Source organism: Slackia sp. (assembly GCF_977041755.1).
Genome location: NZ_CDRRGL010000054.1, coordinates 1 through 12,119, shown reverse-complemented (window position 1 = coordinate 12,119; position 12,119 = coordinate 1). Strand labels below are relative to the sequence as shown.

The window sequence follows — 12,119 nt, the reverse complement described above, 5'->3', positions numbered from 1 at the left end:
GGGCATTGCCGATGTGGATATTGTCATACACCGTGGGGCCGCACACATACATGCGCACCTTGCCTGGCTCGATAGGCTCGAACTCTGCCTTTTTATGGGTTTGGGAGCTGTAGATTTGCACGATTCCTCCTGGTTATTCTGAATCCGACGCAACGTCGGGAGTGGTTTTCGCGGGGCCTCCGATAGTTTTGCCTTGCGCCTGAGCCGCAAGCAGCGTTTCCAGGCGAGCAACACGCGCCTGGAGTTCGACGACGTCGGCAGTCGTGGGGTCGGGCAGGCATTCGCGACGAGCGGCGGCGTTTTTCTCTTCCTGCTGCACGAGTTTGCCGTTGCGCACCACAACGCGCGCAGGAACACCGACCACGGTGCAATTCTCAGGCACGTCCTCGACGACAACCGCGCCGCCACCGACCTTCGAATTGTCGTGAATGGTGATACTGCCAAGAACCGCCGCGTTCACGCCCACCATAACGTTATTGCCGAGCGTGGGGTGACGCTTGCCGCTTTCTTTGCCCGTGCCGCCGAGCGTGACACCCTGATACAGCGTGACGTCATCGCCGATTTCGCACGTTTCGCCGATAATCACGCCCATGGCGTGGTCGATGAAGAAACGACGGCCGATTTTCGCGGCGGGGTGAATTTCCACGCCCGTCATAAAACGGGTGAACTGGCTCGAAATGCGCGCCAAACTTTTCAGGCCATGGTTCCACAGCCAATGCTCAACAACATGGCTCCAACGAGCATGCAGGCCCGGATACGTGAGCCAAATGATGAATTTACTTTGCGCGGCAGGGTCGAGACGCTTAACGTTGTTCACGTCTTCGGCGATGGTTTTAAAGATATTCACGATAGGTTCCTTCGATGTTAGGAGCAAATGCGGTTACGGAAGCGCCCCTAGCAACATCGTTTCGAAAGCAAGGCCACGGCCTGAGCCGAAATGCCCTCCTCGCGACCCTCGAAGCCCAAATGCTCAGTGGTGGTGGCCTTTACGCCCACCTGGTCGACGTCGATACCCATAGCATGGGCCAAGTTCTCGCGCATTTGATCGCGGAAAGGCGAGAGCTTGGGGGCCTGCGCCGAAATAACGCTATCGACATCGACGATATCGAAACCGAGTTCGCGCACGTGGTTCGCAACGCACGACAACAGCACCATGGAATCGGCGCCCGCATACGCCGGGTCGGTATCGGGGAACAGTTTGCCGATATCGCCCGCACGCGCAGCACCGAGCAGCGCGTCGGAGATGGCATGCGCAAGCACGTCGGCATCGGAATGTCCCAAAAGCCCCTGATGATGTGGAATGTCGACACCACCCAGAATAAGTTTGCGGCCTTGCGCGAATGCGTGCACATCGAAGCCGAGGCCCACGCGCATATTCATAGCGTTCGTCACGAGTAATCCCTTCGTCTTAGACGAAATCGTAATGTTCCGAACGATTATAGCCCACTTCAACGCAACGAAGTTTGCGGCAGGCGCAAGAAGGAAAACCCCTTCCGATGAGCACAAGATGAGGCAGCTTAGTAGAATGAAAGCGTCTTGGGCTTCTCTACTCGCGCCCCATGTGGCGCTTGGGACGAGAAGCCTATCCCTTCAAGAGCCATGCGCCCTATAAAAATGGGGCAGGGAACTTGCCCCTGCCCCATTTCAGCTGATTCACTAGTCGGGCTGAACTCCCAGGCTCATGTTCAACATGGCGTAATCTTCTGGGACGGTAAGCTTGATGTTGCTGCGCTTGCCTTCCACCACGAGCACCTTGCCGCCCAATCGTTCGATGAGCGACGAGTCATCGGTGCCTACGAAGCCCTCCGAGAGCGCCGACGCGTGCGCGCGACGATACACGCCCGCACGGAACACCTGCGGCGTTTGCGCGTTCCAGAACACGCGGCGGTCGGGGGTTCCTACAATGCAACCGTTTTCGACCACTTTGAGCGTGTCAATCGAAGGCGTGGCGACAATCGCGCCATCGGCGTCGAGCGTGCCTTTGAGCGTGTTGATGGTATGCGCGATAAGCTCTGGGGCGATGAGCGGGCGGGCACCATCGTGCAGCACCACGTACTCATATTCCTCCGACGCGTATTCCAGACCCGAGAACGCGCTTTCCTGACGCGTGGCGCCCGCCGGGGCCATCGTGATAGGCGTCACAAACGGGTACGGGTCAATGGCGCAACTGCGATATTCCGCAATGCGTTCTTCAGGGCACACCACCACGATTTCGCCCACATCTTCAACCGCATCGAACGCCGCAATCGACCAGGTGAGCATGGGACGTCCAGAAATCTCGACGAGCTGCTTGCCGCCCTCGTGGCCGAAACGCTCGCCCGAGCCGCCCGCCAAAATAATGGCAGCCGTCTTCGGGCTCTTCGACACCTTGCCCGAAAAATGCACCGTTCTCGCGCCCGTTTCGCTCAAATCGAGACGCGCCGCCGCATCTTCGGCGACTTCAACAAGCGCCGTAGGCACAAACACCGGGTCGATAACTCCAAACTCGGCTGCACCTCCCACGGTTCTCACATTCTCCGGTGCGCTCATGGGCTCCCCTTTCATGGCTTTAACAACAAAGGGGCGTCCACAGACGCCCCTCGCATGGCGCCGCCGCGAAGGCAGCGCCTTATGGTTCGTTAATCAGCCGCGCCGTCGCTCGACACGCCGCCACCGTGGCTTGGCGCCCCGGCATGCGACAAATCGAACTGCGGCAGCAACGATTCTGCTTCGTGTGCAATGCTATCACGTTTTCGCGGCGCGGGAATCGCCCCTGTGCCAGGCGTAAAAGTTAGCTCGCCATCTTTCACATCGACATCAATAACCGAGCCTGCATGCCACGTGCCGGCAAGCAGCTGCTCGGAAATAGGATCTTCGAGCAGACGCTGAATCGCTCGACGCAACGGACGAGCGCCCATCGTGGTATCGGTGCCTTCCTTAGCCACAAGCGCACGGGCCTCAGGCGTAAGATTGATGGTCATATCCATGGCGATGAGGCGATCGCGCAGGTCGGCAACCATGAGGTCGACGATTTGGGCAATCTGCTCTTCAGTAAGGCTCTTGAACACGATAATCTCGTCGAGGCGGTTCAAGAACTCGGGCCTGAAGAGCTTCTTCATCTCGCTCATCACGCGGCTCTTGATTTCCTTATCGGAAAGGCCCTTCTGCGAATCGGGCGTGAAGCCAAGCGGCGCGGTTTCGGCGATTTGGCGAGCGCCCACATTCGAGGTCATGATGATAACCGTGTTGCGGAAGTCGACCGAGCGGCCCTGCGAATCGGTAAGGCGGCCTTCCTCGAGAATCTGCAGCAAGATGTTGAACACATCGGGATGCGCCTTCTCGATTTCGTCGAACAACACGACCGAATAAGGACGCTGGCGAACGGCCTTGGTAAGCTGGCCGCCTTCGTCGAAGCCCACATAGCCCGGAGGCGAACCGACCAGGCGGCTCACGCTGTGCTTCTCCATGTATTCCGACATGTCGTATGTGATAAGCGCGTCTTCGGTGCCGAACAAAAACTCAGCGAGCGCCTTGGAAAGCTCGGTTTTGCCCACGCCCGAAGGGCCGAGGAAAATGAACGAGCCGCTGGGGCGCTTCGGATCTTTCAAGCCAGAACGGCTGCGGCGAATGGCCTTCGACAGGGCCGTTACAGCCTCTTCCTGGCCGATGATGCGCTCATGCAGCACGCCTTCCATACGCAAAAGCTTGTCGGCTTCGGCTTCGGTAAGGTTGCTCACGGGCACGCCCGTCGACATGCTCACTACGTCGGCAATTTCAACCTCGGTGATATTGGCGAGTTCCTTGTCGCTTTCCTCGGAAAAACGCTTTTCAGCTTCGGCGCGCTGCTCCTCAAGCTGCTTTTCCTCGTCGCGAAGCTGCGCGGCGCGCTCAAATTCTTGCGCCGATGCCGCCTCTTCCTTGTCAAGGCGAACGCGGCGAAGCTCGTCATCGAACTTGCGAATCTCATCGGGCAGCGTGCGATTGCGAATGCGCATGCGCGCGCCAGCCTCGTCGAGCACGTCGATCGCCTTGTCGGGCAGGAAGCGATCTTGAATATAACGCGAAGACATAGAGACGGCGGCCTGCAGCGCCTCGTCGGAATAGCGCACGTGATGATGCGCCTCGTAGCGGTCGCGAAGGCCGTCGAGAATGCGCAGAGCCTGCTCCTCGCTCGGCTCTTTCACGTTCACCGTTTGGAAACGACGGGCGAGTGCGGAATCTTTCTCGAGATGCTTGCGGTATTCCTCGGTAGTGGTGGCGCCAATTACCTGCAGCTCGCCACGAGACAGCGGCGGTTTCAGGATGGCGGCAGCGTCGATGGAGCCTTCGGCAGAGCCCGCGCCAATGATGGTATGCATTTCGTCGATGAACAAAATGATGTTGCCGTCTTTGACGACTTCCTTAATGACTTTCTTCAGACGCTCTTCGAACTCGCCGCGGTATTTGCTGCCTGCGACCAGCGCAGACACATCGAGGGTAATCACGCGCTTGCCCGAAATGATATCGGGCACCTGATCGGCCACAATGAGCTGAGCCAGGCCTTCGACAACGGCGGTTTTGCCTACGCCAGGCTCGCCGATAAGCAACGGATTGTTCTTCTGGCGGCGCGAGAGCACTTGCATCACGCGTTCGATTTCGGCCGCACGGCCAATAACCGGATCGAGCTTGCCCGCCTTGGCCTTCGCAGTAAGGTCGGTGCCGAACTGCTCGAGCATGCTCTTCTCGCCATGGGGCTCACCGCCGAAAAACGGCATGCCCGCAGCCACGGGCGTCGGCTGATCGACCAAGTCGTTGAGTGCGGAACGAACTGCGTCGATTTCGACGCCGAGCTTCGCCATCGCATCGATAGCACCGCCCTCGCCTTCACGCACAATGCCGAGCAGCAAATGTTCGGTAGAAATATAGCTTTGACCCATTTGCATAGCTTCACGCAGCGCATTTTCCAGCACGCGCTTGGTGCGCGGCGTGAACGAGATGTTCGCGCCCGCTTCGGCTTCTTGCTCGCCTTCGGCCATGCCGGCGACGACCTCAAGAGCCTTCTCGTACGTTATGCCCACGCGTTCGAGAGCCTGCGCAGCAATGCCGTCAGGCTCTTTCGCCAGGCCAAGCAGCAAATGCTCAGTGCCCACATGCGGGCGTTTGAGCGCAGCGGCTTCTTCCCTGGCAAGCACAAGGACATGTCGCGCCTTGTCGGTAAATTTATCGAATGCCATATACGGTCCATTTCTGTAGAGGTTGCTGAATGTATGCTAGCACTCATTCACAATGAGTGCCAAAGCTTCACATGCGCGATACCTTCTTGTTGACAATCAATTGGGCTTCTAGTTTGACGGTTCTGCCCTTCATTCAGGAAGAAATTCCAGCAAGCATCACCAACAAATCTTTCGCTTTACCTCATCTGGCTCGGCGGTTCCGTCCCTGGTTCCAGCTCGGTCAAGTCCCGCTCGCGACGAACAGCACATTAAGTGCTGTTCTGCTCGTGCGGAATCTACTGAAACCAGAGACGAAAAAGGCCGCCCTCGCGGACGGCCTTTGATTGTTAGTAGAGCTTTGCGCCAGCGGGAATCGCGCTGTCGAGCTGCAGCAGATTCAAGCGCTCCTCGCCATTCTCTTCATGGATGGCAGAAAGCAACATGCCGCACGAATCGATGCCCATCATCTTGCGCGGAGGCAGGTTCGTGATAGCCACGAGCGTCTTGCCCACCAGGTCTTCGGGTTCATAGTCGGCATGAATGCCCGAAAGAATGGTTCGTTCGACATCGGTGCCATCGTCGAGCTTGAACGCCAGAAGCTTCTTCGACTTCTTCACGGCCTCGCACGCCTTCACCTTCACCACGCGGAAATCGTTCTTGCTGAAGGTTTCGAAATCGACGAATTCCTCAAACAAGGGCTCGACGGTAACCTTCGAGTAGTCGATGGTCGGAATCATCGAGCTGACAAACGGGCTTGCCGTAGCGGCATCCTGCGCCTCTTTGGCGGCCTTCGCGCCACTCTTCGCACCAGCCTCGGGCTTCATGTGCGGGAACAACAGCACGTCGCGAATGCTCGCGGAGTTGGTGAGCAGCATGACCACGCGGTCGATGCCAATGCCAATGCCACCCGCAGGAGGCATGCCATATTCCAGGGCGCGCACGTAGTCTTCGTCATATTCCATGGCCTCATCGTCGCCGCCGGCCTTTTCGACCATTTGGGCAGCAAAGCGCTCGGCCTGGTCAACCGGGTCGTTAAGCTCGGAGAACGCGTTTGCGTATTCATGGCCAGCGATAACGAGCTCAAAGCGATGCGTAAGACGGGGATCGTCTTCGTAGCGCTTGGCGAGGGGCGAAACCTCGATGGGGTAATCGCACACGAACGTGGGGTTCACGATAGTGTCTTCGCCGAGCTCGTCGTAGATTTCAGCAATGAGCTTGCCTGCAGTCCACTCGGGCTTCACTTCCAGACCCTTGCTGCGCGCGGCTTCGGCCAGAACGTCAACCGGCGTGTCGATAGTGACCTCGAAGCCCAAAACCTCGGAAACGATATCGGTCATAGGACGGCTCGCCCACTCGCCCGACAAATCGATCTGCTGGCCCTGGTATTCAATGACCTCGGGGTTGCCCACCGCGGCATTGGCTGCCTTGATAACGCCCTGAGCGAGCGCCTTCATGCCATCGAGGTCGCTGTAGGCGCGGTAAGCCTCCATGGTAGTGAATTCGGGGTTATGCGTAAGGTCCATGCCTTCGTTGCGGAAAATGCGGCCGATCTCGAACACGCTCTCGAAGCCGCCAACCAGGCAGCGCTTCAAATGCAGCTCAGTAGCAATGCGCAGGTAGCATTCCTGGTCAAGCGCGTTGAAGTGCGTGATGAACGGCTTGGCCGTAGCGCCGCCCTGAATGGTTTGCAGAATCGGCGTTTCAACTTCCATGTAGCCGTCAGATTCCATGTAACGACGGAACGTGGAAAGGATGGTGGAACGCTTGCGGAAGGTGTCGCGCACGTCTTCGTTCACAATAAGGTCAACATAGCGCTGGCGATAGCGGGTCTCTTTGTCAGAGAGACCGTGGAACTTCTCGGGGAGCGGACGCACAGCTTTGGAAAGCAGCGTAAGGGCGCGCGGAGCGATGGAGAGCTCGCCGCGCTTCGTGCGCACGACAACACCCTCGACGTTCACGATATCGCCCAGGTCGAGGTTGCGCAGAAGCTCCCAATCGGCCTCAGACATGTCGTTGATGCGGCAGAAAAGCTGGATGTCGGCCGTGGTGTCACGCACCACGAGGAACATGATTTTGCCCTGGCCGCGCTTGGCCACAATACGGCCGCCGATTTTCACGACGTCCTCGGTGTCTTCACCAGTCGCGAGGTCGGCATACTTCGCGACGATGTCGCGCACGTAGTCGGTCACTTCGGAGTGCTCGGGATATGGGTTCACGCCACGAGCGATGTAGTCTTCGCGCTTGGAAAGACGCAGCGCACGCTCGTCGTTGAGCAGCTCAGGGGCAATGGTGTTTTCGATATCGGTCATTTGAAAACCTCTTCGTTTCCAGATGTGGTGATGAACAAAAGCATTCTATCGCAGGTCAAGCGACAAGTGCGAAAGGTCGCAGATTATACGTCGCTTTCGCACCAAATATAAAAGGGGCAGAGGACAATCCCCTGCCCCTTTCGATGGCGAGTTGGAAAAATCGCATTCGCGCCCGCGGCTCAGCGAGGCAGATTCGTTTGATGGCGAGGCGCTCAAGCCTGGGAGATGCCGCATTCGTGCTCACGACAGCGAGAGCCGGCCGGGTGCCCCATATTGGCCTGAAGGCGAGGCGCCGCGTACTTCGGTACGCAAGCCGAAGCCTGAATGCCAAGATGGGGTGCCCGGTTGGCTCGCAGCGGAGGCTTCATTCGCCGTTCGGCAGAACGGCGAAATCCCTACGAAGCCTGAAAGCGAAAATGCCCGCCGTGTGGCTTAGCAGCGGCAGCAAAGTACGCTGGCCGGAAGGCCAGCGTACTTTTAGTGCTCAATCTTGAGAATCGTCATCTTGATTTCACGGCCGGTGGGACCGATGGCGGTTACTTCGTCATCTTTCTTGTGGCCGAGAAGAGCGGCGCCAACGGGGCTTTCGTTGGAAATCTTGCCCGCAGCGACGTCGGCCTCGGCGCCACCAACGATGGTGAATACGCGCTCTTTTCCGCCCATGTTCACCGTGACAATAGCGCCAACAGTAACTTTGTTCGACTTCTTCGGCGTATCGACGATCGTGGCCTCAGAGAGAATCTGGTTGATCTCGGCGATACGAGCCTCGACCATGCCCTGCTCGTTTTTCGCATCGTCATATTCGGAGTTCTCGGAAATGTCGCCGAATTCGCGAGCAACCTTGATGCGCTCGCCAACCTCGGCGCGCTTCTCGGTTTCGAGGTAATGCAGCTCCTGCTCGAGCTTCTCGCGGCCCTCGGGAGTAAGGATGTAATCGCTACCCATTTCGTGACACCTAATTTCAAAATCGATTCGGCGGCAAAACGCCGCCCTTTTACTAAAACGGGCACGCAATGCGTGCTCGTATAAGAAAACGGCATGTCGGGCTAGCCGACACGCCGCATATTACCTTAAGGGAGATGTGCTACTCTTCTTCAGCCTTTGCAGCAGGCTCAGCAGCTTCGGTCGCATCTTCCGCTTCGGCCTTTTCGGCAGCCTGCTTCTTTGCAGCAGCAGCCTTCTTTTTACGGGGCTTCTCGGCAGGAGCTTCTTCCTCAGACGCGTCCATTTCCTTCTTGGCGCTTCCCATGCCATCGCGCAGGTTTTTCACCGTGCGGCCAAGCGCGGAACCAAGCTTCGGAAGGTTCTTGGGGCCAAAGATAAGCAGAGCAACGGCCAGAATGATGAGGAGCTCAGGAACTCCAAGACCAAAGATTTTCATGCAAGCCTCCAAGTTGTGGGGCCCGACCAATATGGCCGGAAAACAAAAAAGCTGGTGCGATTAAATGGTCGGGACGACAGGATTTGAACCTGCGGCCTCTGCGTCCCGAACGCAGCGCTCTACCAAACTGAGCCACGTCCCGACTTCTCGCAAACAGCGGGCTATATGTTAACACACGCGCCGAACAATGCAAGCACTTTTTTCGACTTCATGCACGGCTCTTAGCGAAAAAGGCACCGACCTGGGTCGATGCCTTTCAATTCTCGCTTAGTACCAGCGCAAGGCGCAGTAGAAGGGGTTGTACCACGAAAGCGAGCTGTAGCACACCACTTCGCCCGGCTGAGGGGCATGAATGTATCCGCCGCCGCCCGTAGCAATTGCCACATGGCTGCCGCATGCGTACACGTCGCCCGCCTGAGCCTCAGAAACCGAGCCCGTCCACTGGGCGGAGGCGATTTGATCCCATGTCGTACGGCCAATCCAAATGCCCGCGGCACGCTTCCAGCAGCCAGACGTCAGGCCGGAGCAGTCAAGGCCCGAACCCCATGCCGTGCCGCCCCATACGTAGGGCACGCCGAGCTGGCTTTGCGCAGCGGCCACGACCGAGCCGCCGTAATTGTTCGAACCGCCACCCGAAGATGAGCTGCTGCTCGACGACGAGCTGCTTCCCGAAGACGAGCCGCCGCCATTGTCAGATGCGCTACCACTCGTCGCGCTATCACTCGAACTGCTGTCGCTGGATGCAGAGCTATTGGAGGCGCTACTCGAGGTGTTGCTAGAAGCGGAAGCAGCTTCGGCCTGGGCGGCAGCCGCAGCAGCGGCCTCTTCCGCCGCCTTCTGAGCCGCAGCCTCTTCCTCGGCAAGCAGTTCTGCTACTTGGGAATCGAGTGAGTCAACCTCGTTTTGGTACTGCTGCACAAGCTCTTCGGCCTGCTTCTGCGCAGCATCGGCCTCTTCGACCTTCTGCTGGGCGATATCGGCCTGGTTGGCATATTCCTGCTTTTGAGCCTCGTTGTCGGCGCGAAGATTCTTAGTCTGCTCGACCATCTCGGAATCTTTTTCATTCAGCGAGGTGAGCGTATCCCAGTTCTTCGCGAAATCGTCGAAAGAATTCGAGCCCAGAATAACGTCGAGGAACGTGGTCTGGCCGTCGCGATACATGTTGCGAGCGCGCTTGGAAAGCTTATCTTGAAGCTTGTCGATTTGCGCGTTGTTATCGTCGATTTTAGTTTGGCACTCGTCCATCTTGGAGACTGCCTCGTCGTGCTCTTGCACGGCTTGGTTGTAATTCGCGGATGCAACACCGAGCTGCTCGCGCATAGAATTCAGCTTTTGACGAGCTTCGTCGGCCTGAGCCTGCACATCGGCAGACGTAGGATCGGCGAAGGCATTCTTCGGAGAAACCATGGCCGCGGCGCCAAAGGCGGCGGCTCCACCGAGGAAGGCTCGTCTCGTCAAGCGTGCGTTTAAAGTAGTCATAAACGAACCCCTTCATATGGTATCGGGAAGTCGAAATGGAGACTTCCGACGAACGAGGATAGCAAAGCCGCGGCGTTAATTACACCCCATGTAACCAAAGCGGCACATGGCTTTCACAAACCTAGAATCGAATGTCGCAGATGAAACCAGGTATCTTTTATATACTTTACTTCTTTTAATACTGTTAACGTCAAAGATAATTCGACAGCATGATGAGGGGTTATTCAAAAGCCAGCACATTATATTGTGCTTTGATGACGCGCCCTAGATTCACTTGTATGCTCCTATTACGATGCAATCGCAAAACGTGAAACTTCAGCAACCTGAATAAAAAATGAAGGGCCCGTCCGCACGGACAGGCCCGAAACATGCAAATACGTATTTACTCGTTACCAACGAAGTGCGCAGACGAATTGAGGCCAGCTCGACTCGCATACCGTTTGACCCGGCTGCGGAGCATGAATGTAGGAACCACCACCCGCAGACGTGCAAATGCCCACATGGCCACTTGTCCACAAAACATCACCGGGCTGTGCCTCAGAAAGCGGCCCGCGCCAACGGGCGGAAGAGTACTGAGCGCCATCGGTACGGCCAATCGAGATACCCGTAGCCTGCTGCCAGCACCACGACGTAAGGCCAGAACAGTCGAGGCCGACGTTGGGAGTGCTGCCGCCCCATTCATACGGGACACCAATTTGGCTGCGCGCAAAATCGACGACCGAGCCCGAAGGCGGAATGTAATTATTCGTGCTGTAGCTCGGCGAGGTGTCGCCACCACCATTATTCCCGCCGCCGTTGTTGCTGTTGCCACCATTGTTGTTGCTCGCGCCATTATTGTTCGAAGATTCAGGTTCGGATTCCTGCTGAATCTGCTCAATGGCCGCCTGAGCTTCGGCGGCAAGCGCAGCCTGACGCTCCTGATCGTACAGCGCCTGCGCCTCGGAGGAAAGTGCATCGTAAGACGCCTGGAATTGCTCGGCGAGCGCCGTGCCTTCCTTCACTGCCTTGTCGGCCTCTTCCATTTGATAGGCCGCTTCGCGTTCCTGCTTGCTGTATTCATCGCGCTGCGCTTCGTTATCGGCACGCAGCCCCTTGGTTTCGGCAACCATCTTCGCGTCGTTTTCGTTCATCCTGGTAAGCATGTCCCAGTTCTTCATGAAGTCATCGAACGAATTGGAACCCAGAATGACGTCGAGAAACGTGGTCTGACCGTCGCGATACATATTGTTCGCACGATTGCCGAGCTTGCCCTGAAGATCTTCGATGCGCTCGTTGTTGTCGTCGATTTTTGCCTGGCACTCGTCCATCTTCGCCGTGGCGGCATCGTGAGCGTCGACCGCGGCGGCGTAATCTTTGACCTTCTGGTCCAAATCGGAATTGAGCTTCAGCAATTTCTGAAGCGCAGCATCGGCCTCTGCTTGTTTTTCAGCCGCCGAAGGCTCAGCGAAAGCGAATTTCGGCGCCGCAACGGCAACGCCAAATGCGGCGGCGCCACCCACAAATGCACGGCGCGAAAGATTCATGTGTTTATCCATAAGCCCGGCCCCCATCGCCTGGTTGAAATCATATGAAAGATACTTTACCAGCCCTCATCGCAAAAAACAAAAGCCCGCACACGGCGGGCTTTCAGAAACCTGAAAAGAAAACAGTTTTGAATTTAAAACGCGTTGCAGAATGCGTCCAAAAGCGTAATCGCATCGTGGTGAGCAGCTCGCTCGATAGCCGCCACACTTTCGTCAACGCCGGGACCGACGATTTCTAGAACGATACGGCGAGGAC

The 12,119-nt window shown here is 57.3% G+C and carries 10 protein-coding genes and 1 tRNA gene; all 11 read right to left on the bottom strand.

What is annotated here, in order from left to right:
* The coding region (locus tag ACWI8T_RS05490; protein ID WP_449138236.1) for a hypothetical protein at positions 1 to 121 on the bottom strand (121 nt) is incomplete at its 3' end.
* Between the two features lie 12 nt (positions 122 to 133).
* Positions 134 to 847, bottom strand: coding sequence for a serine O-acetyltransferase (gene cysE / locus ACWI8T_RS05485; RefSeq protein ID WP_337493176.1), 714 nt, complete (start codon positions 845 to 847; stop codon positions 134 to 136).
* Between the two features lie 47 nt (positions 848 to 894).
* Positions 895 to 1,380, bottom strand: a complete 486-nt coding sequence (gene ispF / locus ACWI8T_RS05480; protein WP_281668774.1) for a 2-C-methyl-D-erythritol 2,4-cyclodiphosphate synthase — start codon at positions 1,378 to 1,380, stop codon at positions 895 to 897.
* Positions 1,381 to 1,656: 276 nt separating this feature from the next.
* The gene (ispD, locus tag ACWI8T_RS05475; protein WP_123219956.1) at positions 1,657 to 2,529 is read right to left on the bottom strand and encodes a 2-C-methyl-D-erythritol 4-phosphate cytidylyltransferase; all 873 of its coding nucleotides are present in this window, start codon (positions 2,527 to 2,529) and stop codon (positions 1,657 to 1,659) included.
* Positions 2,530 to 2,618: 89 nt separating this feature from the next.
* Entirely contained in the window at positions 2,619 to 5,192 is a 2,574-nt protein-coding gene (locus ACWI8T_RS05470; protein WP_449138235.1) for an ATP-dependent Clp protease ATP-binding subunit, read from the bottom strand.
* A gap of 326 nt (positions 5,193 to 5,518) precedes the next feature.
* Positions 5,519 to 7,480: a lysine--tRNA ligase gene (lysS, locus tag ACWI8T_RS05465; RefSeq protein ID WP_449138234.1), complete on the bottom strand. Its 1,962-nt coding sequence runs from the start codon at positions 7,478 to 7,480 to the stop codon at positions 5,519 to 5,521.
* A 477-nt stretch (positions 7,481 to 7,957) separates the two neighbouring features.
* Complete coding sequence (gene greA / locus ACWI8T_RS05460; RefSeq protein ID WP_114614642.1) at positions 7,958 to 8,425, bottom strand: transcription elongation factor GreA; 468 nt, start codon at positions 8,423 to 8,425, stop codon at positions 7,958 to 7,960.
* A 139-nt stretch (positions 8,426 to 8,564) separates the two neighbouring features.
* The gene (gene tatA / locus ACWI8T_RS05455; RefSeq protein ID WP_114614643.1) at positions 8,565 to 8,861 is read right to left on the bottom strand and encodes a twin-arginine translocase TatA/TatE family subunit; all 297 of its coding nucleotides are present in this window, start codon (positions 8,859 to 8,861) and stop codon (positions 8,565 to 8,567) included.
* Between the two features lie 65 nt (positions 8,862 to 8,926).
* Positions 8,927 to 9,003, bottom strand: a tRNA-Pro gene (locus ACWI8T_RS05450).
* Positions 9,004 to 9,128: 125 nt separating this feature from the next.
* Complete coding sequence (locus ACWI8T_RS05445; protein ID WP_449138233.1) at positions 9,129 to 10,340, bottom strand: coiled-coil domain-containing protein; 1,212 nt, start codon at positions 10,338 to 10,340, stop codon at positions 9,129 to 9,131.
* Positions 10,341 to 10,729: 389 nt separating this feature from the next.
* Positions 10,730 to 11,875 (bottom strand): NlpC/P60 family protein, encoded by a 1,146-nt coding sequence (locus tag ACWI8T_RS05440; RefSeq protein ID WP_449138232.1) that lies wholly within the window; start codon positions 11,873 to 11,875, stop codon positions 10,730 to 10,732.
* Between the last annotated feature and the right edge of the window lie 244 nt (positions 11,876 to 12,119).